At 66.2% G+C, this 26,982-nt stretch carries 27 protein-coding genes; 11 read left to right on the top strand and 16 right to left on the bottom strand.

Annotated features, from left to right (window positions below; translation table 11 throughout):
* Nucleotides 1-173 precede the first annotated feature (173 nt).
* From KXD98_RS09380 to KXD98_RS09350, 7 genes are read left to right on the top strand one after another with little or no spacing between them, the layout of a single operon-like run.
* Complete coding sequence (locus KXD98_RS09380; RefSeq protein ID WP_260763564.1) at nt 174-1,346, top strand: MCE family protein; 1,173 nt, start codon at nt 174-176, stop codon at nt 1,344-1,346.
* A complete protein-coding gene (locus KXD98_RS09375; RefSeq protein ID WP_260763563.1) occupies nt 1,343-2,371 on the top strand; it encodes an MCE family protein in 1,029 nt (342 codons plus the stop codon). The genes KXD98_RS09380 and KXD98_RS09375 overlap by 4 nt, the downstream gene beginning before the upstream one ends.
* The gene (locus tag KXD98_RS09370) at nt 2,372-3,454 is read left to right on the top strand and encodes an MCE family protein (protein WP_260763561.1); all 1,083 of its coding nucleotides are present in this window, start codon (nt 2,372-2,374) and stop codon (nt 3,452-3,454) included. It abuts the gene before it with no gap.
* The gene (locus KXD98_RS09365) at nt 3,451-4,776 is read left to right on the top strand and encodes an MCE family protein (RefSeq protein WP_260763559.1); all 1,326 of its coding nucleotides are present in this window, start codon (nt 3,451-3,453) and stop codon (nt 4,774-4,776) included. The genes KXD98_RS09370 and KXD98_RS09365 overlap by 4 nt, the downstream gene beginning before the upstream one ends.
* Nucleotides 4,777-4,802: 26 nt before the next feature.
* Complete coding sequence (locus KXD98_RS09360; protein ID WP_260765096.1) at nt 4,803-5,924, top strand: MCE family protein; 1,122 nt, start codon at nt 4,803-4,805, stop codon at nt 5,922-5,924.
* The gene (locus KXD98_RS09355) at nt 5,924-7,513 is read left to right on the top strand and encodes an MCE family protein (RefSeq protein WP_260763558.1); all 1,590 of its coding nucleotides are present in this window, start codon (nt 5,924-5,926) and stop codon (nt 7,511-7,513) included. The genes KXD98_RS09360 and KXD98_RS09355 overlap by 1 nt, the downstream gene beginning before the upstream one ends.
* Complete coding sequence (locus tag KXD98_RS09350; RefSeq protein WP_260763556.1) at nt 7,510-8,016, top strand: hypothetical protein; 507 nt, start codon at nt 7,510-7,512, stop codon at nt 8,014-8,016. The genes KXD98_RS09355 and KXD98_RS09350 overlap by 4 nt, the downstream gene beginning before the upstream one ends.
* A gap of 271 nt (nt 8,017-8,287) precedes the next feature.
* On the opposite strand, the gene KXD98_RS09345 is transcribed toward KXD98_RS09350, so the two are convergent.
* Genes KXD98_RS09345 through rplS form a run of 4 tightly spaced genes read right to left on the bottom strand, consistent with a single transcriptional unit; the run spans nt 8,288 to nt 10,605 of the window.
* On the bottom strand, nt 8,288-8,593 hold the full coding sequence (locus tag KXD98_RS09345) for a DUF2469 domain-containing protein (protein WP_260763554.1): 306 nt from the start codon (nt 8,591-8,593) through the stop codon (nt 8,288-8,290).
* A complete protein-coding gene (locus KXD98_RS09340; RefSeq protein WP_260763552.1) occupies nt 8,590-9,372 on the bottom strand; it encodes a ribonuclease HII in 783 nt (260 codons plus the stop codon). Before KXD98_RS09340 ends, KXD98_RS09345 begins: the two co-directional genes overlap by 4 nt.
* A gap of 16 nt (nt 9,373-9,388) precedes the next feature.
* Nucleotides 9,389-10,216, bottom strand: coding sequence for a signal peptidase I (gene lepB, locus KXD98_RS09335; RefSeq protein WP_260763549.1), 828 nt, complete (start codon nt 10,214-10,216; stop codon nt 9,389-9,391).
* Between the two features lie 47 nt (nt 10,217-10,263).
* Nucleotides 10,264-10,605 carry a 50S ribosomal protein L19 gene (gene rplS / locus KXD98_RS09330; protein WP_098004431.1) on the bottom strand — a complete coding sequence of 114 codons (342 nt, stop codon included), beginning with the start codon at nt 10,603-10,605 and terminating at the stop codon, nt 10,264-10,266.
* A 299-nt stretch (nt 10,606-10,904) separates the two neighbouring features.
* Between rplS and KXD98_RS09325 the strand changes: the two genes are divergently transcribed.
* Entirely contained in the window at nt 10,905-11,846 is a 942-nt protein-coding gene (locus KXD98_RS09325) for a hypothetical protein (RefSeq protein ID WP_260763546.1), read from the top strand.
* Here KXD98_RS09325 and trmD read toward each other — a convergent pair.
* From trmD to mgtE, 5 genes are all read right to left on the bottom strand, one after another.
* Nucleotides 11,843-12,529 carry a tRNA (guanosine(37)-N1)-methyltransferase TrmD gene (trmD, locus tag KXD98_RS09320; protein WP_260763544.1) on the bottom strand — a complete coding sequence of 229 codons (687 nt, stop codon included), beginning with the start codon at nt 12,527-12,529 and terminating at the stop codon, nt 11,843-11,845. The two genes, KXD98_RS09325 and trmD, sit on opposite strands and share 4 nt — an antisense overlap.
* 12 nt (nt 12,530-12,541) lie before the next feature.
* Nucleotides 12,542-13,078, bottom strand: a complete 537-nt coding sequence (gene rimM, locus KXD98_RS09315) for a ribosome maturation factor RimM (RefSeq protein ID WP_260763542.1) — start codon at nt 13,076-13,078, stop codon at nt 12,542-12,544.
* A gap of 35 nt (nt 13,079-13,113) precedes the next feature.
* On the bottom strand, nt 13,114-13,356 hold the full coding sequence (locus tag KXD98_RS09310; RefSeq protein ID WP_098004435.1) for an RNA-binding protein: 243 nt from the start codon (nt 13,354-13,356) through the stop codon (nt 13,114-13,116).
* Nucleotides 13,357-13,364: 8 nt separating this feature from the next.
* The gene (gene rpsP, locus KXD98_RS09305; RefSeq protein WP_260763537.1) at nt 13,365-13,910 is read right to left on the bottom strand and encodes a 30S ribosomal protein S16; all 546 of its coding nucleotides are present in this window, start codon (nt 13,908-13,910) and stop codon (nt 13,365-13,367) included.
* Nucleotides 13,911-14,082: 172 nt separating this feature from the next.
* Nucleotides 14,083-15,441, bottom strand: a complete 1,359-nt coding sequence (gene mgtE / locus KXD98_RS09300; protein ID WP_260763535.1) for a magnesium transporter — start codon at nt 15,439-15,441, stop codon at nt 14,083-14,085.
* Between the two features lie 84 nt (nt 15,442-15,525).
* On the opposite strand from mgtE, the gene KXD98_RS09295 reads away from it, so the two are divergent.
* Nucleotides 15,526-16,020, top strand: a complete 495-nt coding sequence (locus tag KXD98_RS09295; RefSeq protein WP_396882780.1) for a nuclear transport factor 2 family protein — start codon at nt 15,526-15,528, stop codon at nt 16,018-16,020.
* A 21-nt stretch (nt 16,021-16,041) separates the two neighbouring features.
* Here the strand turns inward: KXD98_RS09295 and KXD98_RS09290 are convergent, their stop codons facing one another.
* Nucleotides 16,042-16,467: a nuclear transport factor 2 family protein gene (locus KXD98_RS09290; RefSeq protein ID WP_260763533.1), complete on the bottom strand. Its 426-nt coding sequence runs from the start codon at nt 16,465-16,467 to the stop codon at nt 16,042-16,044.
* A 55-nt stretch (nt 16,468-16,522) separates the two neighbouring features.
* On the opposite strand from KXD98_RS09290, the gene KXD98_RS09285 reads away from it, so the two are divergent.
* Both KXD98_RS09285 and KXD98_RS09280 read left to right on the top strand, forming a co-directional pair.
* On the top strand, nt 16,523-17,422 hold the full coding sequence (locus KXD98_RS09285; RefSeq protein ID WP_260763531.1) for a D-alanyl-D-alanine carboxypeptidase family protein: 900 nt from the start codon (nt 16,523-16,525) through the stop codon (nt 17,420-17,422).
* Between the two features lie 94 nt (nt 17,423-17,516).
* The gene (locus KXD98_RS09280; RefSeq protein ID WP_260763530.1) at nt 17,517-18,350 is read left to right on the top strand and encodes a D-alanyl-D-alanine carboxypeptidase family protein; all 834 of its coding nucleotides are present in this window, start codon (nt 17,517-17,519) and stop codon (nt 18,348-18,350) included.
* An 18-nt stretch (nt 18,351-18,368) separates the two neighbouring features.
* On the opposite strand, the gene KXD98_RS09275 is transcribed toward KXD98_RS09280, so the two are convergent.
* From KXD98_RS09275 to ftsY, 6 genes are all read right to left on the bottom strand, one after another.
* On the bottom strand, nt 18,369-19,460 hold the full coding sequence (locus KXD98_RS09275) for an amidohydrolase family protein (RefSeq protein WP_260765093.1): 1,092 nt from the start codon (nt 19,458-19,460) through the stop codon (nt 18,369-18,371).
* A 34-nt stretch (nt 19,461-19,494) separates the two neighbouring features.
* Nucleotides 19,495-21,051, bottom strand: a complete 1,557-nt coding sequence (gene ffh, locus KXD98_RS09270) for a signal recognition particle protein (protein WP_260763528.1) — start codon at nt 21,049-21,051, stop codon at nt 19,495-19,497.
* 72 nt (nt 21,052-21,123) lie between these two features.
* The gene (locus KXD98_RS09265; protein ID WP_260763527.1) at nt 21,124-23,595 is read right to left on the bottom strand and encodes a [protein-PII] uridylyltransferase; all 2,472 of its coding nucleotides are present in this window, start codon (nt 23,593-23,595) and stop codon (nt 21,124-21,126) included.
* Between the two features lie 81 nt (nt 23,596-23,676).
* On the bottom strand, nt 23,677-24,015 hold the full coding sequence (locus tag KXD98_RS09260; RefSeq protein ID WP_163889424.1) for a P-II family nitrogen regulator: 339 nt from the start codon (nt 24,013-24,015) through the stop codon (nt 23,677-23,679).
* Nucleotides 24,016-24,048: 33 nt separating this feature from the next.
* A complete protein-coding gene (locus KXD98_RS09255) occupies nt 24,049-25,398 on the bottom strand; it encodes an ammonium transporter (protein WP_260765092.1) in 1,350 nt (449 codons plus the stop codon).
* A gap of 174 nt (nt 25,399-25,572) precedes the next feature.
* The gene (ftsY, locus tag KXD98_RS09250; RefSeq protein ID WP_260765091.1) at nt 25,573-26,943 is read right to left on the bottom strand and encodes a signal recognition particle-docking protein FtsY; all 1,371 of its coding nucleotides are present in this window, start codon (nt 26,941-26,943) and stop codon (nt 25,573-25,575) included.
* Between the last annotated feature and the right edge of the window lie 39 nt (nt 26,944-26,982).

Here is a 26,982-nt window from a genome sequence, read left to right as displayed (position 1 = left end):
CGGAAATGCTAGGGAGCGAACAAACTTTCACACGGCCGTTGACCATCCCTCAATCCCGCTGTTATGTTTCGGATCAAACATTTGGTCTGCTCGGTCGTAGACATGTGACAGCGGCCCAGACCGGGAGGTGACGCAATGTCCGGATCCGGATCAGCTCGGTGACAGGATCCGTGATGCGCCCCCTCGTCGGCCTGCTGAGCGTGCTCTGCGTCATCGGCGTCGTCCTTCTCAGTGCCGCCCTGTTCCGCGGAGCCTTCACCGAATCCGTGCCCGTGACCATCGTCTCGCCCCGCGCGGGCCTGGTGATGAACCCCGACGCAAAAGTCACCCTGCACGGCGTGCAGGTGGGCACCGTGGGCTCCATCGAGAACCTTCCGAGCAATCAAGCGACCATCCACCTCAAAATCGACCCCGCCCGCATGGCGCTCATCCCCGCCAACGTCGAGGTGGACATCTCATCGACCACTGTGTTCGGCGCCAAGCAGATTCGTCTCGTCGCACCGCCGGAACCATCGCCGGATCCTTTGCGCGCCGGCCAGACCATATCCGCCGAGCACGTCATGCTCGAAGCGAACACGCTGTTCCAAGAGCTGGTCACATTGCTGGCTTCGATCCACCCCCAGAAACTCAACGAGACTCTCGGCGCGCTCACCACCGCCCTGCAGGGCAGGGGCGCTCAGCTGGGCCAGACGCTCACAGACCTCAATTCCGCACTGCGAACAGTGAACCCACGGCTCGATGCGTTACGCAGCGACTTGGCAGCCGCCCCCCAGGTGGCCGCCGCATACGCCGACGCGGCACCAGATCTTCTGTCGGTAGCCGACACCGTCACGCGGCTGTCCGCGACTATCGTCGACAAGGCCGACGATTTGGACGCGTTGCTGATGAGCACAACCGGTCTCGGCGCCATCGGCAACGACGTGCTGACCGTGAACGGACCGCCGCTGGATCGCGCGCTCGAATTATTGGTGCCCACAACCTCGCTGGTCAACGAGTATCGGCAAGCACTGACCTGCGGTATCGGTGGCATGCTCGTGATGGCGAACAACCCGCCGCTGGGGCCGCCGGGAGTCGATATTCTGGCCGGATTCCAATGGGGCCAGGAGCGATACCGCTACCCTGCGGACCTGCCGAAGATCGCCGCATCTGGCGGTCCGCAGTGTGCGAATCTCCCGAAGGTTCCTTACGGAAAGGCACCCGAATTCGTCGTTGCCGACACCGGCTCCAACCCGTGGAAGTACAACAACCCAGGAGTGGTGCTGAACTCTGATCTGCTGAAAAAGATCCTGTTCGGCCCGTTCGACGGGCCACCCCGGAACAGCGCTCAGATCGGCCAACCAGGATGAGGCAGCGCGGGAATTCGACGATCGTCAAGTTCGCGATCTTCACAATGATCACCGCATTTCTGACCGCGTGCCTCTTCGCAGTGTTCGGCAACTACCGTTCGGCGACCACGAACACATACTCGGCAATCTTCACCGACGTATCCAAACTCAAGGCGGGTGACACTGTCCGCTTCGCCGGCGTACAGGTGGGCAGCGTCAACCGACTCGTGATGCAGCCCGATCACACCGTTGTGGTCACCTTCGACACCGACCGCGAGATAGCCCTCACAGCAGGCACCACCGTAGCGGTGCGCTATCTCAACCTCGTCGGCGACCGCTATCTCGATCTCGTCGACGGCCAGGGAAGCTCCGCGATCCTCACGCCAGGATCGACGATCCCCAAGACACAGACCGCACCCGCGCTCGACCTCGACGTGCTCCTGGGCGGGCTGAAGCCGGTCATCCGCGGACTGAACGCCCAGGACGTCAACGCACTGGCCGTTTCGCTGGTCCAGATCGTCCAGGGTCAGGGCCCGACGATGACGTCGCTGCTTTCGCGTACGTCGTCTTTCACGCAGGCGCTTGGAGACAAGCGGGAAGTCGTACAACAACTCATCGACAATCTTCAGACGACGCTGGCGACCCTGTCCGATGAGGGCACCGAGTTCTCGGGAGCGATCGACCGACTACAGCGGTTGGTCACCGAACTCGCCGGCGATCGCGAACCCATCGGGGCAGCCATTGACTCACTCAACGCGGGAACTGCATCGCTGGCCGATCTATTAACCGAGGCGCGTCCGCCGCTGGCCGGCGCCGTCGACGAGCTGACGAGGCTGGCGCCCAACATCGATGACAAGAAGGATCGTATCGAGACAGCGCTGGTGAAAGCACCCGAGAACTACCGCAAGCTGGCCCGGCTCGGCTCTTACGGCAGCTTCGTGAACTACTACATCTGCTCACTGGCGGTGCGCGTCACCGACCTGCAGGGCCGCACCGCCCAGTTCCCAGTCTTCCGACAGGACGGGGGTCGGTGTGAGGAGAACTAGATGCTGAAGTACCGCGGACGCCATCTCATCCGTGCGGGCGTGATCGGCGTGGTGCTCACCGTTCTGGTGATAGCCGTCGGGCTTGCTCCCGAACGCCTCGCCGCCTGGGCGACGGGCATTCGTTACCAGGCGGTGTTCGTCGACGCCGGCGGCCTGGCAACGGGCAACGACGTGACTGTCGCCGGGATGGCGGTCGGCAAGGTCACCGCGATCACCCTGCAGGATCCGAACGCGGTGATCAGCTTCGTCGTCAAATCCGGTGTGACCCTGGGCTCGCAGACAACGGCGCACATCCGAACCGGCACACTGCTCGGTGAGCGCACGCTGACGCTGGAATCGGCAGGCGATGACCTGCTGCGCCCCCTGTCTGTCATTCCGATCAGTCGGACGTTCGCTCCCTACTCACTCACCGAGGCTGTCGGCGAGCTCACCACGAACGTGGCGGCCACCGACACCGGGGACGTCAACCAAGCCTTGGACACCCTGTCTGACGCCATCGACCAGATCGCGCCGCAGCTGGGACCGACATTCGACGGGCTGACCCGGATTTCTGCGGCCCTCGAGGAACGGAACACCGCACTGGCAGGGCTGTTCACGAGCGGACGCGAGGTGACAGAAATTCTGGCGCAGCGCAGCAATCAGGTCGCCGCGCTGATACTCAGTGCCAACGAACTCGTGGACATGCTGTCCCGACGCCGAAGCGCCATCGTCGAACTGCTCGCCAATACGTCGGTGTTGGCGCGCGAGATATCAGGTCTGGTCGCCGACAACGAGGCCGAACTTGCTCCCACACTGGACCGCCTGAATTCCACAATCGACATGCTGCAACGCCAGCGAGACAACATTGCCGTTGCGCTGCCCCGGTTCGCGAAGTACATGACCACGCTCGGCGAAACCGTCTCCAATGGTCCCTACTACAGCGCGTACATCCCCAACCTCGATCTGCCGCCGTTTCTGCAACCTTTTCTGGACTACGCCTTCGGTTTCCGGCGCGGAGTAGATGCCGGCCAGCCGCCCGACGACGTCGGCCCTCGCGCCGAATTTCCGTTCCCGTACAACGGTATTCCGGAGCCACCACGGTGACCCGCCGCCTGCAAGCCCTGGTCATCGCCCTCGTACTGATTGCACTGTCCGTGTCGGCGGGCGGTTTCCTGCTGGTGCGCCATCTATTCGCACCCGCGACCATCGTCGCCACGTTCTCCTCCGCTCGCGCGATCTACGCCGGCGATGAGGTCCGCATCGCCGGCGTACCGGTGGGATCCATCGCAGAGATCCAGCCGGCCGGAAAACATGTCAAGTTGACCCTCGAGGTCGACCACGGGGTGCGGGTGCCCGCGAATGCCAAGGCCGTCGTAGTCGCCCCCAACCTGGTGTCCGCGCGCTTCGTTCAGCTGACCGCATACTCCGGCGGCCCGGTGATGGCCGACCACAGCACCATCCCGATCGATCGCACCGCAGTGCCTGTCGAGTGGGATGAGATCAAGGAGCAATTGACTCGTCTGGCAACAGATCTCGGACCGCAAGCAGGTCTGAACACCAGTTCGATCGGCCGCTTCATCGACAGCGCGGCAGGCGCCATGGAAGACAACGGCCAGAAGCTGCGCGACACGCTGCATGAACTGTCGTCGGTCAGCAGGATCCTCGCCGACGGCAGCGGTGACATCGGTCAGATCCTGGAGAACCTTCAGACCTTCGTCGCAGTGCTGCGCCAGGCCAACGAGCAGATTGTCCAGTTTCAGGGTCGGTTCGCGACACTGACCAGCGTTCTCGACGGTGGGCGAAGCGATCTCGATGCCGCGCTGAAGAATCTGTCGGTCGCCGTGGCCGACGTCCGTCGCTTCGTTACCGGTACCCGTGACCAGGCTGTCGACCAAGTGCGGCGGTTGACCGACCTCACGCAGATCGTGGTGAATCAGCAGGAAGATCTCGAGCAGGTTCTCCATGTCGCGCCCAACGCGATCGCCAACTCGTACAACATGATGGACCCCCGGGTCGGGGGTGCAACCGGAGTGTTCGTGCTCAAGAACATGGCCGACCCTCAAGCTTTCCTGTGCGGGATGATCTCTGCCCTGGAGAACGTCACCGCTCCTACGACCAGCAAGCTGTGCGCCCAATCCCTGGGTCCGGCGTTCAACCGCATCAACTTCAACTACCTACCCTTCCCGGTCAACCCGCTGCTCACCTCGGTCCCGCCGGAATCGAAGCTGATCTACACCGACCCCGCGCTGCGGCCCGGGGGCCCGGGCACCCGGTCGGGACCGATGCCCGTCTCGCCGTCAGACTCGGCATACGCCGATCAACCTCCTCCGCCGCCGGACGCTCCCCCACCGCCGGACGCTCCCACTTCGCAGGGCACACCCACGTTGCCGCAAGTCCTCCTACCTGCCGAAAGGCCAACACCGTGAGGGTCCGCCATATCGTCCCCATCGCGATGCTGACGACGGTCGCCACAGCATGCGGTTTCGGAGGAGTCAATTCACTACCTCTCCCCGGGACCGTCGGGCACGGCGCGGGAGCATCGACCTACACAGTCGAGCTGCTCAATGTCGGAACGTTGGAACCGAATTCACCAGTCCTCATGAACGACGTGGTGGTGGGCAGTGTGCGCCGGATCGGTGTCGTCGACCGCCACGCCGAGGTCGAGATCACCATCGTCCCAGGAGTGCACGTTCCCGCGGATGCAACCGCAGCCGTGGGACAGACGAGCCTACTCGGGTCGATGAACCTTCAGCTCACCGCGCCCAACGGCCAACGCGATGCCAAACTCCAGCCCGGATCCGTGATTCCGCTGGAGCGCTCGTCTGCCTATCCATCGACCGAACAGACGCTCGCAGCACTCTCGACCGTCGTGAACGCCGGCGGGCTGGGTCAAATCGGTGACATCGTTCATTCGTTGAACAACGCATTCAGTGGGCGCACCGACGACATTCGCGAGCTGATGAGCAACCTCGACACCTTCGTCGGCACCCTTGACGACCAACGCGAAGACATCATCTCCACCGTCTCCGAGTTGAACCGGTTCGCCGGCACCTTGGCCCAGCAACGAGACACCCTAGCCACGGCGCTGCGCGAGATCCAGCCTGCGCTGGACATCCTTCGTGAGCAGCGACCCGCACTCACCGCGGCGCTCGATGCGTTGCGCACGTTCAGCGACACCGCCACCAAAGTCGTCGCAGACACCAAAGCCGACCTCGTCACCAATCTCGGCCACCTCGGCCCGGTCCTCGCCGCGCTGAACGACATCGGGCCCGACATCGCCACCGCCCTGGCCTTCGCCACGACGTTCCCGCTGAATCAGAATCTCATCGACCGGGGTATGCGAGGCGATTACTTGAACCTCTTCGTCACTGTCGATCTCACGCTCAGCCGCTTCCGGCGTGGCCTGCTGTCGGGCACGTCGTTCGCCGACCCCAATGCCCCACTCGTTCCCGCCCCCGGCGATCCCGGTTACGAGAGGTTCTATTCGAAAAACCCGCTCGGAGAGGCCGTCGCACTGCCGCCGGGGGTCATGGGACCCGATCGGCTTCCCCCAGAGACACAGGCGAATCCCTGATGCTCACCCGTTTCGTCAGGATTCAGCTCACACTGTTCACCATCGCCTCGGTGGTCGGGATGAGCGTCCTTGTCGTGCAATACCTCAAAGTGCCCACGTTGCTCGGGGTCGGGCGCATTGCGGTGACAATGAACATGCCCGACGCGGGCGGCCTCTACCGCTTCGCCAACGTCACCTACCGCGGTGTCCAGATCGGGAAAGTAACCGACGTCGATGTGAATGCTGATGGAGCCGTCGCGACCCTGTCCCTGACCACGTCTCCCCGGGTACCTTCGGATCTGCGGGTCCAGGTACGCAGCGTGTCGGCCGTGGGCGAGCAGTACGTCGATCTGCAACCGGACAGCGAGGACGGCCCCTACCTCAGCGAGGGATCGGTGATCCCGGCGTCGGACGTCACCGTGCCGAAACGAGTGGCACCCATGCTCGACCGGGTCAGCGGCTTGATCGCCAGCGTGCCCACCGAAAATCTGGGCACACTGCTCGACGAGACCTTTCTCGCCTTCAACGGTGCGGGGAGCGATCTGCAGTCTCTGACTGATTCCACCGCACGCCTCGCCGCTGAACTCGATCGCACATCCGGACGCACGGCGCAGTTGGTCGAGGACGCCCAACCCTTCTTGGAAGGACAGGTGGCCACTTCCGATGCGCTGCGAACCTGGGCGGCGAGGCTGGCTTCGGTAAGTCGACAAGTGGCGGCCAACGACCCCGATCTTCGCACTGTGCTGGAGACGGGACCGTCTGCAGCAGAGGAGGTTTCGCAGTTGCTCCAACAGGTGCAGCCCACCCTCCCTGTGTTATTGGCCAACATGGGCTCGCTGAGCCAGGTGGCCGTGACCTACCATCCCGGCCTGAAGCAGCTTCTGGTGCTGCTGCCACCGTTGACGGCCATGTACCAGGCCGCAGTCGGCGACAACAATGCGACCGGCATCCCCGTCGGGGACTTCCGGATTTCGGTCGACGACCCTCCGGCGTGCACGGTGGGATTCCTCCCGGCCTCGCAGCGGCGCAATCCGGCCGACACCACCACGTTGGACACCCCCGACGGTCTCTACTGCAAGCTTCCGCAGGACTCGCCGATTTCCGTGCGCGGTGTCCGGAACACGCCTTGCATGGACAAGCCCGGCAAGTACGCGCCCACTGTCGAGATCTGCAAGAGCGACGAGCCGTACAAGCCGCTGGCGGCTCGTGAGCATGCGCTGGGCCCGGGACCGTTCGATCCCAACCTGGTGGGCCAGGGAGTTCCGCCGGATAGCCGGGTGAACGAGGACGAGCGGATCTTCGGACCCATCACGGGAACGCCTCTGCCGCCCGGCGCATCGCCGGGTCCGGGCGCACCTCCGGCACCCGCCGCGCCTCCGCCGCCGATCCGGCCGGACAACCCAGTCCTTCCACAGGCGGCCGCCCCGAGCAGCTTCGGGAACGCATCGGATGCAAGACCGCCGCTCGCAATCGCCCCCTACGACCCCGCTTCAGGAGCAGTCGCCGGCCCCGATGGCCACGTGTTTTCGCAGACGAACCTCGCCGAGGGCGGGCGGGTCCGCACGTGGCAGGAGCTTGTTCTGCCGCCGGCGTCGGGGGCCACTCGATGATGACCGCGCGCAGGACGCTGAGCGTTGCGTCCGCCGTGGTCATGTCGGCCGCGGCTATCGCCGCTGCGGCACCCGCCGACGCGGGGCCCAACGACGTCGCACTCAACGGCACCTTCGTGGCGTTCTCCGACGGCCAGTGGTCCAAGACCCGCGAACGCTTCGAGCCACGCCCGAGCGTGACCAGCGTGTGGACCCTGACGTCGTCGTGCACAAGCTTTCAGGACTGCACCGGAACACTCGTCAGCGACCAGGGGTGGTCTGCCCCTCTGGTCTATCTGAGCCAGCGTTGGCGGGCCACGCGGGTGATCCCCGGCTGGCTCAAGTGTCCGGATGGCACCACAGCTGACGGCACCCAGTCGTTCACCTTCTGGGCTCGTCGATTCGACGTGCCGGAGCGATTGGATCGCATGGTCGGCTTCGACGAGACGATCGGTCCCAGCGGTGCGTGCGGGGTGAACAGGTGGATGAATGTGCGCATGCCCCTGACCGTCACCCGACGATGAGTTGCTGAACCACGTCCACGGCCGACCTTTGGTTGCGTCACTCAAACACGTGTCGCGGCAACGTGGTTGGCAGATGCAGCCACGCGATAGGTCGCGTCGATTCCGTGCAGCCAGTCCAGCGCGACGTCGCGAGCCATCCGAGTGATGGATTGACGGCGGCACGGCATTGACTCATTCGAGGCAGGACGCCTCAGCGGCACCGTCTCCGGGCGTCGTCGGCACTCTGAGGCGACCGTCCGCGCCGCCCACATGGGTTCGCCGGGATGCACGACTACTCCGGCAGCCGCAGCTCGGGCTTCTCGACCTCTTCGATGTTGACGTCCTTGAACGTGATGACCCGCACGTGCTTGACGAAGCGCGCCGGCCGGTACATGTCCCACACCCACGCATCCCCGAGTCGGAGCTCGAAGTAGACCTCGCCGTCGGCGTTGCGAGGCAACAGTTCGACACTGTTGGCCAGGTAAAAGCGCCGCTCGGTTTCGACGACGTAGCTGAACTGTCCGACGATGTCCTTGTACTCGCGGTAGAGCGAGAGCTCCATCTCGGTTTCGTACTTCTCGAGATCCTCGGCACTCATCGGCTCAGCTGTCCTTCATGTCGGTCGGAGTCCATCGGCCCCATTGCGCTCATCTTCCCGCACGCGTGTTCGGCATGCTCTCCGGGTTCCCATTCCAGCTCAGCCGACCCAATGACTTGCGCGTCGCACACCACCAGCCGGCGGACGTTGATGAAGGAGTACCGGTGCTGACGGGACGGGCCGAGTGCGGCCAGCGCAGCGCTGTGAGCACGGGTGCTGTAGCCCTTGTGCTCGGCGAACCCGTAACCGGGGTGCTCGTCGTCCATCTTGACCATCAGCCGGTCGCGGCTCACCTTGGCCAGCACGCTTGCGGCCGCGATGCAGGCGGCCGCTGCGTCGCCGCCCACGACCGGCAGCGACGGCATCGGCAAACCGGGCACCCGGAAGCCGTCGGAGAGCACATAACCCGGCCGAACCGGCAGTCCCGCGATTGCCCGCCGCATCCCCTCGATATTGGCCACGTGCACGCCGCGGCGGTCCACTTCCACCGACGGGATGAAGACCACATGGTAGGCCAGTGCATACCGCCTGATCAGCGGAAACAGCCTCTCCCGCTCGGCCTCGCCGAGCTTCTTGGAATCATCGAGCGCCGACAGGCTCTCCAGCCGGTTGGGTCCGAGCACACAGGCGGCCACGACCAGCGGTCCGGCGCAAGCGCCCCGCCCGACCTCGTCGACACCGGCCACCGGGCCCAGTCCGGCGCGGTACAACGCCGACTCCAGGGTGCGCAAGCCCGAGGATTTGCGGATCACCGCACGCGGTGGCCACGCAGCACGCAAGTCCGAGGCCTCCTGTTCAGGTCTGCGGGTTGAACGAGCTCACCCCACCCCACCGCGACGGCGGCCAGGCGATGAACTGTGCCTTGCCGATGACATTCTCCACCGGAATGGTGCCGGGGATCGGGTCACCGGTACAAATCAGGCCACGCTGCACGTCGTCGGGATCGTTGCCGCAATGGGTGCGCGAGTCCGCCGAATGGGTGCGATTGTCGCCCATCACCCACAGCCGGTCCGGGGGAACCTCGACCGGGCCGAACTCGTTGCCCAGGCACGGGTAGACAGCCGGGTCGGCGTTGAGGGTGTCGCGGTCCAGGTAGGGCTCGTCGAGGGGCTTACCGTCGACGGTCAACCCGGTGTCGAGTCGGCACTGCACCGTCTGACCACCCACGGCGATGATGCGCTTGACCAGATCGTTCTGGTCCGGTGGGACGAATCCGACCACCGACAGCGCGTTCTGCATCCAGCGGATCGCCGGGTTGTCCGAACGGATCGACTGATAGCCGATACTCCAGTTGGGCGGACCCTTGAACACGACCACATCACCGGGTCGCGGCGAGGTGAAGTGATAGCTCAACTTGTCGACCATGATCCGGTCCCCGACACAGCCCTCACAACCGTGCAGCGTGGGCTCCATCGACTCCGACGGGATCAGGTACGGACGCGCGATGAACGTCAGCATGACGTAGTACAGGACCACGGCGATGGTGGTCAGGATCGCGGCTTCGCGAAGCGCGCCGCCCTTCTTCTTGCCGGAGTCCCTTTCGTCCTGCGCCGACGCATCAACGTCCGCGGGATCGGCGGTGTGCTCGGGCTGGGAATCCTCAGGCGTGGCGGGTCCGGTCACAAGGTCAGACTAGTCAGCAGACATCCTGGACCCGGCCGGCAGGCAGGTCAGCGCTTTTCCTTGATCTTGGCTTTCTTGCCGCGCAGCTCACGCAGGTAGTAGAGCTTCGCACGGCGGACGTCGCCGCGGGTGACGACATCGATGTGGTCGATGTTGGGCGAGTGCACGGGGAACGTGCGCTCGACACCGACGCCGTAGCTCTCCTTGCGCACGGTGAATGTCTCGCGCACCCCGCCACCCTGGCGGCGGATCACAACGCCCTTGAAGACCTGGATGCGCTCCTTGGAGCCCTCGATGACCTTGACGTGGACGTTGAGGGTGTCGCCGGGGCCGAAATCGGGGACATCGTCGCGCAACGACGTCTGGTCGACGAAATCGAGCGTGTTCATCGGTGACACTTCCTTGCTGATCGCGGCTGCGTGCGACGTCTTGACGCGCAGAGCCGTAGGTTTGTCGGGCGTCTGGGGTGCGGTCGTGCGGCGGAGCGGTGGCTCGTCCGTTTCCGGCCGTGCACAGACAACTGCCCAATTGTGCCAGACGAAGGGCCGATCCCCGAAATCCGGTGACGGATGCCTCAGCGGCATCAGAGCACATCTGTTCGGCTGCGTCTAACCTGGGACGGACGGGCTACGGCGCGGGGGTACCCCGCCGGACAGGGTGTGGATTCGATCGATCACGGAGGCGACCGATGCGACGGCGGCCGTACCGGCTGGTCACCACCACGGCTGCGCTGATGGCCACCCTGCTGACCCTCACCGCGTGTCACACGCAGGTCCACGGCGTGCCACCGGTGCCTTCGGGCCCGCCTTCCACTGTCGTCGCGCCCCTGGGCACGATGGCCCCGCTGCCCGTCCGTCCCCCAGATGAGCCTGCTCTGGCCTTCGTCGGCCTCGCCGAACGCGAACGGCAGGCCACCGCGCAAGCCGCCCGGGCCGGCGCTGACATCACCTCGGCCGTGCTCGATCGCAACACCGGCCAGTTGGTGACCAACGGGGACAACCGAACCATCGCCATCGCCTCGGTGGTCAAGGTGTTCATCGCCGACGACCTGCTGCTGCAGGTGGCCCAGGGCAAAACCACGCTGTCGCCGCAGGACCGACGAGACCTCGACGTGATGTTGCGCGCCTCCGACGACAGCGCCGCGGAGGTGTTCTGGAACCGCAGCGGAGGCAGCGCGATCGTCGACCGGATCGTCGACCGCTACCGGCTGTCGGCAACCCGCCCGCCCAGCAATGGGCGTTGGTTCAACACCACCAGCACCGCTACTGACCTGGTCCGCTACTACGACATGCTGCTGGCCGGTTCCGGCGGGCTGCCGGCAGCACAGGCCCGCATCATCCTCGACAACCTGGCCGCCTCCACACCGACCGCACCAGACGGGATGGTGCCCGGCGGGGTCTACCCGCAGCGCTTCGGCATCCCCGAGGGTCTGCCCGCCGAGCGCGTCGCAGTCAAGCAGGGCTGGATGTGCTGCGTGGGCGCCGATTGGATGCATCTGTCGACCGGAGTCATCGGCACCGACCACCGCTACGTGATGGCCATCGGCTCCATGCAGCCGACCGACGCCGACACCGCGCGCGCCACCATCACCGACGCGGTGCGCACGATGTTCCCGGAGGGCCGCATCTAGTCGAGCAGGTCTGGCCGGCGCTCGGCGGTGCGCTGGCGGCTCTGCTCGCGGCGCCACGCGGCAATGCGAGCATGGTCACCGGTGCGCAGCACCTCGGGCACGTCCAGACCCCGCCAGCTCGGCGGACGCGTGTAGCTCGGCCCTTCCAGCAAGCCGTCAACCGCCTCCGAATGCGAATCATCCTGGTGCGAAGCAGGATTACCAAGTACATCAGGTAGCAACCGCACCACCGCCTCGATCATCACCACCGCTGCCGACTCCCCACCCGGCAGGACGTAATCACCGATCGACACCTCTTCGACCCGCATCCGCCGCGCGGCGTCGTCCATCACCCGCTGGTCGATACCCTCATAACGGCCGCAGGCGAACACCAGGTGGGCCTCGCCGCTCCAGCGTTGGGCCACCGATTGCCGGAAAAGTCGGCCCGCCGGCGACGGAACCACCAGAAGCGTTTCCGGAGAACAGATCTCATCGAGTGCTTCACCCCACACCGGGGCTTTCATCACCATCCCCGGACCACCTCCGTAGGGCGAATCGTCGACCGACCGGTGGACGTCGTGGGTCCAGTTACGCAGATCGTGCACCGCCAGGTTGACGATACCCGTCTCGATTGCCTTGCCGGGCAACGATTGTCGCAGCGGCTGCAAAAATTCCGGGAAGATGGTGACGACGTCTATCCGCACGGATCCACCTCTCTAAAGATCGAGCAGGCCCTCGGGGGGATCGATGGTCACCTTCTGATCTTCCAGCGATACCGCCACCACGATCGCCGACACGAACGGCACCAGCACCTCGGCGTCTCCGGCAGCGCCGGCATGGGCGCCGGTGCGCACCGACAGTAATTCGCCTGCGGCCGTGTGCAGCACCTCTGCCACGGTGCCGACCCGTTCTCCGTGGACCGTCCAGACCGTCAGCCCTTCGAGCTGGTGATCGTAGTACTCGTCGGGGTCTTCGATCGGGGGCAGCTCCGAGGAATCGACGACGAACAACGTCCCACGCAACTGGTCTGCGGCTGCACGATCGCCGACCCCGGCCAAGCGCATCAACAGGCGTCCACCGTGGGACCGCACCGAGTCGACCACATAGTCGCGCTGCGCGCCCCCCTTTGGGGCACGGCCCCGCAGCGTCGCGCCGGCGACGAAGCGGGCTTCGGGGTCGTCGGTACGGACTTCGACGGCGACTTCACCGGTGACGCCGTGCGCCTTGACCACACGACCGATCACCAGTTCCATCAGGCCCCGTTCGATCCTGCGCTGCGCAAGCGGTGCTACCGGTCGGTGTCGACGACGTCGACGCGGATGCCACGGCCGCCGATGCCGGCGACCAGGGTGCGCAATGCGGTGGCGGTCCGACCTCCGCGACCGATGACCTTACCGAGGTCATCGGGATGCACGTGCACCTCGACGGTACGGCCGCGCCGGTTGGTCACCATGTCGACACGCACGTCGTCGGGATTGTCGACGATGCCGCGGACCAGGTGTTCTACGGCGTCAACGACGACAGAGCTCATCGTCGGTCTCAGCTCTGCGCCGGCGCTGAATCGCCCGAACCCTCGGTGGCACCGGCGACGGTGGCATCCTCGCCTTCGGCGGCGGGTTCGGACTTGTCGGCGTTGCCGGCAGGGTCAGCGGTGGCCTCGACGTCGGATGCCGCCGGCTCGGCTTTCTTGGCTGCGGGCGCCTTCTTCTTCTTCGGCGTGGTGGCCTCGGTGGTGGCGCCGCCCTCGGCCTCGGCCAGCGCGGCGTTGAACAGGTCCAGCTTGGATGGCTTGGGTTCCTTGACCTTCAGCGTGCCCTCCGCGCCCGGCAGGCCCTTGAACTTCTGCCAGTCACCGGTGATCTTGAGCAGCTGCAGGACCGGCTCGGTCGGTTGCGCACCGACGCCCAGCCAGTACTGCGCGCGCTCGGAGTTCACCTCGATCAGGCTGGGGTCTTCTTTGGGGTGGTAACGGCCGATGACCTCGATGGCGCGTCCGTCGCGGCGGGTTCGGGCATCGGCGACGATGATGCGGTACTGGGGATTGCGGATCTTGCCCAGCCGGGTCAGCTTGATCTTGACAGCCATGAACGACACTCCTACTGCGTTTGCCACGCTGACAATTCAGCGATGCGGGCGGGTTGCCCGATCCGGTTTTGCCTTACGTGTGTGACCGCCGTACGGCCCATCCCTGACGGGAAGCCGCACGTGGACAGCGGCTCATTGTGCCAGAACGGCTCGCCGCAGCGGAAATCGCAATTCAGATGCCCAGCACCGACTTGGCGATCAGGAAATAGATCATCAGTCCGGTCGCGTCGACAAACGTCGAGATGAACGGGTTGGAGAAGACCGCCGGGTCGACCCGGATCGCCCGGGCGAACAGCGGCATCACACCCCCGACGGTCGCGGCCATGGTGCACAGGCTCACCAGAGTCAACCCGATCACCGAGCCGATCGCCGGGTCGTAGATCAGGCTGGTCACCAGGTAGGCCAGGCCGCCGAGCAACACACCCAGCGCAACCCCGACGCGCAGTTCGCGGAACAACACCTTGCCGAGGTCGCGTGGCCCGACGTCGCCGAGCGCCAGCGCGCGGGTGACCGTCGTGGCAGCCTGGTTGCCGGTGTTGCCGCCGGTGCCGATGAGCAGTGGCACGAACAGTGCAAGCGTGACGACTTCCTCCAGGGTGGACTCGAAGACTTCGAGTACCTGCACGGTCAGCGTCGCGCCGATCGCCAGCACCAGCAGCCACACCACCCGAGCGCGGACCAGGCTGGTCACCGGCGCGGTCAGATAGGGCCGGCGCAACGGCTCGGTACCACTGATGCGGGCCTGATCCTCGGATTCGGCGGTCTCCAAGATCCGCAGCGCGTCGTCCACGGTGAGGATTCCCACCAGTCGTGTCTCGTTGTCGACGACCGGAAGTGCCAGCACTTTGAGGTCTGCACAGCGGCGGGCGGCGATTTCGGCGCTCTCGGTGGAACGCGCCCAGTGCGGAGCCGACATCACCGCACCGACCGTGGTGTCCGAGGCTGCGGCCAATAGCGCACGCAAGCTGACCACGCCGACCAGGACGCGTTCCTCCTCGACCACGGGCAACGTGTAGATCGTTTCGGCGTCGCGGAGCCTGCCCGTCACCCGGGCGATGGCTTGCGCCGCGGTCATCGACGAGCGCACGGAAACGAACTCCGGGCTCATTCGCCGGCCGATGGAGTTCTGCGGGTAGCCCAGCATCCCCGCGGTGAGGTCGCGTTCCGGTGCCGGCAACCCGCGCAGCAACCGCGCTGCCACCTTCGCCGGGAGTTCGTCGAGCAACTCCACCCGGTCGTCGGGGTCGAGGTCGGCGAACAATGTGGCCACCGCGTCGTCCTGCAGCCCGCCGACGATATCGCGCTGCAAACTCGGGTCGAGCCGCTCGAACACCTCCAGGGCCTGCCCCTTGGGCAACACCCGGTAGAGCACCGCCTGGTCCCGGCTGTCCAACCGTTCCAGCAGACCGACGATCTGAACCGCCGACAGCGGCCGCAAAGCAGCGGTCAAAGCCGGCAGATCAACGTCCTCCAATGCCCGCCTGATCGACTTGACCTGGGTTTCCGACGGAGTAGCTGCCATGTCGGTCATCACTACACGATGGCGGTGAACACCGGCTTGCAGAACCCGATGCACCGGCCACAATCACCGGTGACTGTGCCGTACGCTGCGACCGTGACCGACGGGAGCGCGCGGCTGGCCGAGCTGGAGGAGATCAAACAGCTCAAAGCCCGGTACTGCCGCCTGCTGGACACCAAGAAATGGGCCGAATGGCGGATGCTGTTCGCCGACGACTTTCGCAGCGACACCTCACCGGCTGGCGGCAAACTCATCGTCGGCGCCGACGATTTCGTCGCGTTCACCCGGCGCAGCGTGGGCGAACGCGCCACCGTGCACCAGGTGCACGCACCCGAGATCGAGTTCACCTCAACCACAACGGCCCGCGCGATATGGGCGCTCGAAGACGTGGTGCGGCTGGCCCCCGGCGTCAATCTGCGCGGCTATGGGCACTATCACGAGACCTACGAGAAGGTGGACGGGCAGTGGTATTTCACCAGCTCCACGTTGACCCGGATTAGGGAAGACATCTTCAACATGCTGACGTCGGTGTACCTGTCCGACCGCATCAAGAAGGCTGCCGGTGCAGTGGCGCGCCGGCTCGTGCGCTGAGAAAGCCGGTCCGGAACCGGCTCAGACCAGCTTGTCGAAGCACTTCTCCTCCACCCGTCGGCTCATCCGCCAGCCCTGCTCGGTACGCACGAACTCGTCGACGTACCAGATCCCAACGAAGTAGATCTGGGGCTGCTCGGCCGCGCCCCCGAGCACCATCGGGTTGAAGCAGATCGCCCGCGACGTCGCCTGGTCGCCGTTCAACCGCACGTCGATGTTGCCGAGCATGTGGTAGTACGCGGGGAAGTTCGGCAGCACCTCTTTCAGCCAGGCCTTGACCTCGCCGAAGCGACCGTCGATGCCACCCGATACCCGGTAGTCGATGTAGGCGTCGCTGGTGAACACCGCATCGAGGTCGTCGAAGCGGCGCTGGTCGATGGCCGTGGAGTAATCGACCAGCAACTGCTGGATCTCCAGGCGGTCCGAGATCTCCCCAAGAGTCATCACCTGCACGATTCAACACGATGCACGATCCCCGGGACCGTGCTTACACTCGACCGTCATGACGTCACGGCTTCTCGTATGTGTGGGTGTCACGCTCAGCCTGGTCGCAACCGCCACAGCCGGCGTTGTCACCGCTGCGCCCGCGGTCGGGGTGCCGGCGGGCATCAGCCAGCCGGCGGGTTCTGCACCGGTACCCGACGGTCCGGCGCAGGCGTGGGTCCTGGCCGACATGGATACCGGCGCCATTCTGGCCGGACGTAACCAGGACGGCCGGTACGCCCCGGCAAGCACCATCAAGGTGCTGCTCGCCCAGACTGTCCTCGACGAGTTGCCGCTCGAGGCCACCGTCGTGGCCAACCAAGCCGACACCGAGGTCGAATGCAACTGCGCGGGTGTGACACCGGGCATGACCTACACCACGCGCCAACTGCTGGAGGCGCTGCTGCTGGTGTCGGGCAACGACGCGGCCAACACCCTGGCGACCATGCTCGGTGGACACGACGTCGCGCTGGCCAAGATGAACGCCAAGGCCGCCGCACTCGGAGCCCACGCGACCCAGGCGGGCTCGCCCTCCGGACTGGACGGCCCAGGAATCGAGATCTGGTCCTCTCCGCGGGATCTGGCCGTCATCTTCCGGGCCGCCATGGCCAATCCGGTGTTTGCCCAGATCACCGCGCAGCCGACGGCGGTCTTCCCCACCGCAACCGGTGACCGGGTGTTGGTCAACCAGGACGAGCTGCTGCACCGTTACCCCGGAACATTCGGCGGCAAGAGCGGATACACCGACATCGCGCGCAAGACCTTCGTCGGTGGTGCCCAACGCGGCAGCCGGCATCTGGTGGTCGCTCTGATGTACGGCGTCAACGTCGAAGGCGCGCCGACATATTGGGACCAGGCGGCGGGCCTTTTCGATTGGGGCTTCGCGCTGAGCCCCGACGCGGGAGTCAGTCGACTCTAAGCCCGGACAACCCAAACGCGACACGCGGAGTCGATACCCGATGGAGACCTGATCGCGCACGGATCGAGTCCGGGTGCCGTTAACGTCGCCAAGCGTGCGAAGACGGTTCGCGGGGTTGGCGCTCGCCCTGTGCGCGGCCCTGGTGACCGCCCTGCTACCCCCTGGTTCGTCAGCGATCGCGCAGCCTGCCGAAGCGGCTGCGGCCCAACCGGTTCCCGATGGCCCCGCCAAAGCGTGGCTGCTCGCCGATCTCGACACCGGTCGCGTGTTGGCCAGTCGCGATCCGTACGGCAACTACGCACCGGCGAGCACCATCAAGGTGCTCATGGCCATGGTGGCGCTCGACCACCTGCGCCCGGAGAGCTTCGCCCGCGCCAATGCGTCCCACACCACCGTCGAATGCTCCTGTGTCGGACTCAAACCCGGCCAGGCCTACACCACCCGACAGCTGGTCGAGGCCATTCTGATGGTCTCGGGCAACGACGCAGCCAACATGTTGGCGGACATGCTCGGCGGGCAACGGGTGGCTGTGGCCGCGATGAATCGCAAGGCCGCACTCGTCGGCGCGAGGGCCACCAGGGCGTCCTCGCCGTCCGGTCTGGACGGCCCCGGCTGGGAATCATCAACCACACCACACGATCTCGCGGTCATCATGCGTGCGGCGCTGAGGTATCCGTTGATCGCCCACATCATGGGTTCACCGTCGGCGCAGTTTCCGGGCAAGACCATCCACAATCAGAACGAGCTGCTCAAGCGGTATCCGGGCAGCCTCGGCGGGAAGACCGGCTACACCAACTTGGCCCGCAAGACCTACGTCGGTGCCGCCCAGCGCGGAAACCGGCGACTGGTCGTCGTGCAGATGTACGGCACCGGTGATCTCTACGGGCATGCGATCCGGCTGTTGGATTGGGGCTTCGCGCAGCCTTAGGGTCGTGGCGCTACCCAGCTAGTAGACGACACCGCGCAGCATCACCAATGTCGGGTTCGCCAGCACCGCCGCGCTCGATCGCGGGTCGTCGGCAAAGCACACCAAATCTGCCGAGGCCCCGTGCCGCAGCCCCGGCCGGCGCAACCATTCCCGGGCGTCCCAGCAGGCCGCGCCCAGCGCCTCGGTGGGGCTCATGCCGACACCCTTGAGCGCCTCGACCTCGTCGGCGATGCGACCATGCGCGACGGCGCTGCCGGCATCTGATCCGGCGTAGATGGGCACACCGGCTTCGCGGGCGGCGGCGATGCGCTCCCGACAGCTGCGGTACAGCGCCCGCATGTGCTGCTGATAGCGCGGGTAGCGGTGCGCCGCGTCGGCGATCCCGGGGAAGTTCTCGATGTTGATCAACGTCGGGACCAGTGCGGTCCCGTACTCGACCATCAGGTCCACGGTGTCCTCGGTCAGTCCGGTGCCATGTTCGATGCAGTCGATACCTGCGGTGATGAGTCCGGGCAGCGCGTCTTCACTGAACACATGTGCGGTCACCCGCGCCCCGTTGGCGTGCGCGGCGGCGATGGCCGCCTCGAGTACGTCGTCGGCCCACAGCGGCGCCAGGTCCCCGGTGTCCCGATCGATCCAATCCCCGACCAGCTTCACCCAGCCGTCTCCCCAGCGAGCCTGGGCGGCCACCGCCTCGGGAAGCTGCCAGGGGTCTTCGAGTTCGAGAGCGAAATCCCGCTGGTAGCGCTTGGGGCGCGCCAGGTGACGCCCGGCCCGGATGATGCGCGGTAGCTCCGGACGCTCGTCGAAGCCTCGGGTGTCGGTCGGCGAACCCGCGTCGCGCAGCAGCAGGGCCCCGACGGCGCGCTCAGCTTCGGCCTGCTCGACCGCTTCATCGAGCGGGATCTCTCCCTGCGGGCCCAGGCCCACGTGACAATGGGCGTCGACCAGGCCGGGCAGAATCCAGCCACTGTCGCCGTCGGCGCCGAAGATCGTCTGCGCACCACGGACCGGCTCGGCGCTCAATGTGCCGTGGACGATCCACCACTCGACGGGTTCACCATCGGGCAGGCCGCGTCCACGGACGTGCAGAGCAGCGCCGGCCGGCATGGTCATCCGCTCTTCGCGCAAGCGCTCATCGCCACTAGTTCTTCGGAAACTTCAGCTTCGACAGGTCGATGTCGGCCAGACCCGGCGGCAGTTCGTCGAGACCCTTGGGCATGTTCGACAGGTCCGGGAAGCCCGGGGGCAGACCGGCCATGCCCGCGCCCAGCGGATTGCGCGCCTTGGGCGGCGTGGGGCCCTTACCACCCTTCTTCCGCTTGTTCTTGCCCTTGGCTGCTTTGCGGTTGCTCTTGCGGGCAAAGGGCATGCCCATCTGGCCCGCCATCTGCGACATCATCTTGCGGGCTTCGAAGAATCGGTCGACGAGCTGGTTGACCTCCGAGACCGCCACCCCCGAGCCGTTGGCGATGCGCAGCCGCCGCGAGGCGTTGATGATCTTCGGGTCGGCGCGTTCCGCGGGCGTCATGCCGCGGATGATGGCCTGCACCCGATCGAGCTGGCTGTCGTCGACGGCGGCCAACGCATCCTTCATCTGTCCGGCGCCGGGAAGCATTCCCAGCAGGTTGCCGATCGGCCCCATCTTGCGGATGGCCAGCATCTGCTCGAGGAAATCCTCGAGGGTGAGCTCTCCGCTGCCGATCTTGGCGGCGGTGGCCTCGGCCTGTGCCGCATCGAAGTGCTGCTCGGCCTGCTCGATGAGGGTCAGGACGTCGCCCATGCCCAGGATCCGGCTGGCCATCCGATCGGGGTGGAAGACGTCGAAGTCTTCCAGCTTCTCCCCCGCCGAGGCGAACAGGATCGGCACTCCGGTGATCTCGCGCACCGACAGCGCCGCGCCGCCGCGGGCGTCGCCGTCGAGTTTTGTCAGCACCACGCCGGTGAATCCGACACCTGCCCGGAAGGCCTCGGCGGTGTTGACGGCGTCCTGACCGATCATCGCGTCCAGGACGAACAACACCTCGTCGGGATTCACGGCGTCGCGGATGGCCGCGGCCTGGTTCATCAGCTCCTCGTCGATGCCGAGCCGGCCCGCGGTGTCGACGATCACCACGTCGTAGAGCTTGGCCTTGGCTTCGCCGAGACCGGCCGAAGCCACCGCCACGGGGTCTGCGGTCCCTTTGACCTCTTCGGCGCCGGGCGCCGTGCCGGGATGGGGTGCGAAGACGTCGACGCCGGCACGTTCACCGACGATCTGCAGCTGGTTGACCGCACCCGGACGCTGCAGGTCGCAGGCCACCAGCAGGGGTGTATGTCCTTGGGCCTTCAGCCATTTGGCAAGCTTGCCGGCCAGCGTGGTCTTACCCGAACCTTGCAGACCGGCCAGCATGATGACCGTCGGTGGGTTGCGCGCGTAGGCCAATTGGCGAGTCTCGCCGCCGAGGATCGCGATGAGCTCCTCGTTGACGATCTTGATGACCTGCTGGGCGGGGTTGAGCGCGGCCGATACCTCCGCACCCTTGGCACGATCCTTGATGCGGGCGACGAACTGCCGCACCACCGGCAGCGATACGTCGGCTTCCAGCAGCGCCAAGCGGATCTCTCGGGCGGTGGCATCGATGTCGGCGTCGGTCAGCCGACCCTTGCCCCGCAGACCCGAGAGGGCACCGGTCAACCGGTCGGACAGGGATTCAAACACGTGGGCAAGCCTACTTGGCGTCGAGTGCCCGCACCGCGATCGGTAGCCCGGATCCGGTTAGACCAGCCCCTCTCAGCTGGCTTCCTCCACCGGCTTGGCCGGCGGAGCGGGTAGAACAGCGAACAGTTGAAGTTCCAACTTCGGCCGCACCGTCTCGACGGTGCTTCCGGGCGGCAACACGATGCCGAAGACGTCGACCACCGAGGAGCCCAGCGTGGTGACCTTCGCCCAGGCGATGTCCACACCGGCGCGCTCGAACACCGCTGTCAGCGCGGACAGCAGACCGGCTCGATCGGTGGCCCGGATCTCGGCCACCAGCTGCCCTGCCTCGGCGCCGTCGTGCCACAGCACGCGCGGCGGTGCCGCAGGCGAGTTGATCGGAACGGCCGGACGCACTTCGCCGACCCGGCCCGATGCAGCCGCATCGGCGGCCTTCTTCTCCAAGCCGCCGACCACATCGAGCTCACCGTCGATGGCCAGGATGAGTTGCTGGCGCAGCAACTCGGCAGCCGGCGGGCTGCCGAAATGGGGCGACACGACAAACGTGTTCACCGCGCTGCCGTGGCAACCGTTGACCGACGCCGAATGCACCCGCAGCGAGTTCAGCGCCAACACGCCTGCGGTCTTGGACAACAGCCCACGACTGTCCGGGGCGATCATGGTGACCTGGTAGATGTGCGCCGTGTCGGCGGGAACGAGTTCAACGTGCACACCCGAGCCGGCGGCCAGCGCCACGAAGCGCGCGTCGATGGGGTCGGGCTTGGGAAGCGGTTCGCCGGCCATCACCAGACGGCAACGCCGCACCAGGTCGCCGATCAGCGACGCCTTCCAGTCGCCCCACACGCCCGGTCCGGTGGCCAGCGAGTCGGCTTCGGCCAACGCGTGCAACAGCTCCAGGACGACGAGATCTCCGCCGAGTGCGTCGACCACCGTGGCTATGGTGCGCGGATCCTGCAGGTCGCGCCGGGTGGCGGTCTTGGCCAGCAGCAGATGGTGGCGTACCACCGCGGCCAGGATGTCAATGTCGGAGGGCCACAGACCCAAGCGGTTACCGATCTGGGTCGCCAATTCGGCGCCGATGATGCTGTGGTCACCGCCGCGCCCCTTGCCGATGTCGTGCACCAGCGCGCCCAGCACCAGCAGATCGGGCCGAGACACCCGGGTGGTCAGAGCGCTTGCCCGCGAGACGGTTTCGACCAGATGCCGGTCCACGGTCCAGATGTGAACGACGTCGCGAGGCGGCAGGTCGCGCACCGCTCCCCATTCCGGGAACAGCCGGCCCCACAGTCCGGTTCGGTCGAGCGCCTCGATGGTGGCAACCACTGACGGTCCGGCTGCCAGCATCACCAGCAGGTCCTTGAGCGCCTGACGCGGCCATGGCGCGCGCAGTTCCGGCGCCGACTCCACCAGCCGGCTCAACGTCGATGCTGCCATCGGCAGCCCGGTCACCGCGGATGCGGCAGCCACCCGCAAGATCAGCCCGGTATCCCGCTCCGGGCGGGCGTCGCGAGCCAGTACCACCTCGCCGTTGAATTCGATGACACCCTCGTCGAGTGGGCGCCGGACCGGCCGGCGCAGCACGGCCAGTCCGCGTCGCGGCAGCGCGTTGGCCGCCGTGCGGATCCCGGCGTCGACGTAGTAGCTGACGGTGCGAGCGGCATCGGAAAGGATCCGGGCCAGATCGAACCGGTCACCGATCCTCAGTGCCGCACCGATCTCGTCGGCGTGCTGTGCGAGCAGGAGCTCTCGGCCCCGCCCGGCCACCCGGTGCAGCTCGGTTCGCACATTGAGCAATGAAAGATGCGCCTCCCCAAGTGTTTCGGTGGGCGATGCCAAAGAACGGCTGGGGTACACATCGGCGAGCTGGGCGATGGCCAGCGCGTTGAGCAGCTGCACGTCGCGCAGGCCGCCTCGGCCGCACTTGAGATCCGGCTCGGCGCGGTGGGCGATCTCACCACTGCGCTGCCAGCGCGCGCGGGTGTGCTCGACGAGTTCGTCGAACCGTGAGGCGATCCCGGTGCGCCACTGCCTGCGTGCCCCACCGATCAGCAGCGCCGACAGATCGGCGTCTCCGGCGATGTGTCGCGCTTCGAGCATCGCCAGTCCTGCGGACATGTCCTCAGCGCCGACCGTGAGCGCCTCGGGTACGGTGCGGACGCTGTGATCGAGTCGGATATTGGCGTCCCACAGCGGGTACCACAGCAGCTCCGCAACCCCGCCGACGGCCTCCGGCGGCATGTTGTCATGCAGCAACATCAAGTCCAGGTCGGAGTACGGAAGCAGTTCGCCTCGGCCCAGCCCACCGGTGGCGACAATGGCGAACCCGCTTGTCGCGGTGATGCCGATCTCGGCGGCTTTGGTGGTGAGCCAGAAGTCGAAGAGGTCGAGCAACGCATTGCGCAGCGCCGCCGCATCGAGCGGGCGGTTTCCACCGCTGACCAGTTGTTGCGCCGCTGCGGTGAGATCTGTTGCAGGACGGGCAGAACCCGCCGCCGGACGCTCCCAACGGGAGTGCCCGGCGGCGGGCTGCGGGTGCTTGCTCATGAGTTGTCCTCCCAGCACTTGACGATCCAGCGCTTCCGCGGCGTTACTGCCGGGAGACGACTTCTCAATGGGCGATCCGGGTCAGAGAGCGTCTGCCCCCCGTTCACCGGTGCGCACCCGGACAACCGTGTCGACCGGACTGACCCACACCTTGCCGTCGCCGATCTTGCCGGTGCGAGCAGCCTGGACGATCACGTCCACCACCTTGTCGACGGCAGCGTCGTCGACGACAACCTCCACCCGGACCTTCGGGACGAAGTCGACGGAGTACTCCGCACCCCGGTACACCTCGGTGTGCCCCTTTTGGCGACCGTAACCCTGAACCTCGCTGACGGTCATGCCCAGGATGCCCGTCTGTTCCAGACCGGTCTTGACATCCTCCAGCGTGAACGGCTTGACGATCGCAGTAATCAGCTTCATGTAGTCGATCCCTTCCGAGGAAATTGTCGCCGATCAGGCGAACTCGTAAGCCGTTTCGGCATGTTCGGTCTCATCGATACCAGTGTCCTCGTCCTCCTTGGACACCCGCCATCCCATCGGCTTGACGATGAACGCAATGATGAGGGTCATCACACCAGTGAACACGACGGCGACTACGGCGATCACGATCTGCACGATGAGTTGCTCGATCCCACCACCGTAGAACAGCCCGGTTTCGGTGGCCAGCAAGCCGACACCCACGGTGCCCCACAGGCCGGCGACCAGGTGCACACCGACCACGTCGAGCGAATCGTCGTACCCGAACTTGTACTTCAGCGAGATCGCCAGCGCGGACAACACACCGGCCACCGCACCGAGGATCAATGAGCCGATCGCGCTCAGCGACCCGCACGCCGGGGTGATCGCCACCAGACCCGCGACGATGCCCGAGGCTGCGCCGACGCTGGTGGCATGGCCGTCCCGGATACGCTCGACGACCAACCAGGCCAGCATCGCTGCCGCCGTCGCTGCGGTGGTGTTGACCCACACCGCGCCGGCGACCATGTTGGCCGCGCCCTCGGAGCCGACGTTGAACCCGAACCAGCCGAACCACAGCAGGGCGGCGCCGAGCATCACAAACGGGATGTTGTGCGGGCGGAAGGCGCTCCGGCCGAACCCGGCCCGCTTGCCCAGCAGGATCGCCAGCACCAGCGCCGCCATACCGGCGTTGATGTGCACCACGGTGCCGCCGGCGAAGTCGATCGGTGCCACATTGGCCTCGCCGTCTTCTGAACCGAACATCATTGCCGCGATGCCCGATTCCGAATCAGAGAGCAGACCGCCACCCCAGACCATGTGGGCCAGTGGGAAATACACCAGGGTGACCCAGATGCCACCGAAGAGCAGCCAGGTCCCGAACTTCATCCGCTCGGCGACGGCACCGCTGATCAGCGCCACCGTGATGACCGCGAAGGTGAGCTGGAAGGCCACCCAGGCGATGGCAGGGACCGACCCGAAACCACCCAGGACGAAGGTCTCCACGCCGTCGATCTCGCGGACCTCGGTCAGCTGACTGACCCCGAAGAGCGTGAACGGATTGTCGAAGAGGCCGAGAATGTCGCTTCCGCCGGTGTGCGACGAAGCAAACGACATCGAGTAACCCCAGAGCACATAGATGACACTGACCAGGCCCATCGAGCCGAACGACATCATCATCATATTGAGCACGGACTTCTGCCGAGAAAGCCCGCCGTAGAAGAACGCCAAACCGGGTGTCATGAGCAACACCAACGCGGCGGATGTGAGCACCCACGCCGTGTCTCCCGCGCTCAGGCCCTCCGGCCCGAACGGAAGGAATTGGTCGTCTGGCAGGGCCAAGACCACATCATGTAAGCCGAATGCCACTTTGTGTGAACCTCCTTGGGATGACGGCCGACGCGGATCGGCCTCCCGAAGAGACTCTGCGGAGCGCGTTTCCTCGGTGATTCTGTTGTGTTTCGGCTAGGTGAACGCACACGCCGAAGTCGTTACGCTCGTGTTTCGCCCGGGCGAATGCGCTCAGCCGAGCAGTGCGTCGACGAACGCCGCCGGCTCGAACGGGGCAAGATCGTCGGGACCCTCTCCCAGGCCCACCAGCTTGACCGGGACGCCGAGTTCTTGCTGTACCCGGAAGACGATCCCGCCCTTGGCGGTGCCGTCCAGCTTGGTCAGCACCACGCCGGTGATGTTCACGACCTCGGCGAACACCCGCGCCTGGGGCAGGCTGTTCTGCCCGATGGTCGCGTCGAGCACCAGCAGGACCTCGTCGACTGCGGTGCGCTTGCCCACCACCCGCTTGACCTTGCCCAATTCGTCCATCAGGCCGGTCTTGGTGTGCAGCCGTCCGGCGGTGTCGATGACGACGACGTCGGCCCCGGCGGCGATGCCGGTGTCGACCGCGTCGAAGGCCACCGACGCCGGGTCGGCGCCCTCTGGACCACGAACCACCTGGGCCCCCACCCGGGAGGCCCAGGTCTGCAGCTGGTCGGCGGCAGCCGCACGGAAGGTGTCGGCCGCACCGAGCACCACCCGGCGTCCGTCGGCGACCAGCACTCGGGCCAGTTTGCCCACTGTTGTGGTCTTGCCGGTGCCGTTGACACCGACCACCAGCAGCACCGACGGCTTGTCCTCATGCGGCAGGGCCCGGATGGAGCGGTCCAGGTCGGGCCGCAACTCGGCGATCAGCACCTCGCGCAACACCGCTCTGGCGTCGGCTTCGGTGCGGACCCGGCTGCTGGCCATCCGGCTGCGCAGCGCGGCCACGACCGACTCGGTCACCACGGGGCCGAGATCAGCGACGAGCAGGGTGTCTTCGACCTCTTCCCAGGAGTCCTCGTCGAGGTCGCCACCGCCGAGCAGGCCGAGCATGCTGCGTCCGAGGGTGTTCTGAGACCGGGCCAGCCGTCCGCGCAGCCGATCCAGGCGGCCTTCGATCGGCGCGATCGCCTCGATGTCGGGCGCGGGCGCTTCGGTGACCGCAGGCGCGGGCTCAGGCGCAGGTACGGGTGCGGGCTCAGGTCCTGGCTCGGGTTCGAGCGTAGGTTCTGGCTCGGGTTCACGCGCAGGTTCAGGCTCCGGCGCGGCCGGCGGCGGGGTCGGGGGGGCCGGCGGCGGTTCGGGAAGTCTGACGTCGGCAATCGGACGTTTCGGCGCGTCCCGCGGGATGGTGGCATCATCGCCGACGGCAGGCAAACCGGTGGTGTCGATTCGTTCCGGCGCCGGTGCAGCGGCCGGCGGGGTTTGGGCCGGCGCCGACGAGGTAAAAGTGATGCCTGATGACGCGGTGTAGCCGCCGGATCGATCGACGGGAGTGGCGGTGTCTGGAGCTTTCAAGCTGATGCGGCGACGCCGGTATCGCACCAGGCCGACGACGAGCGCCACGATCAGCATTACAGCGATGACCGCGATCGCGATCCACAGGCCCAGCCC

It is taken from the genome of Mycobacterium sp. SMC-4 (assembly GCF_025263265.1).
Classification (GTDB): Bacteria; Actinomycetota; Actinomycetes; order Mycobacteriales; family Mycobacteriaceae; genus Mycobacterium.
The sequence above is the reverse complement of the archived record's forward strand: the minus strand, read 5'-3'. Positions and strand labels throughout refer to the sequence as shown.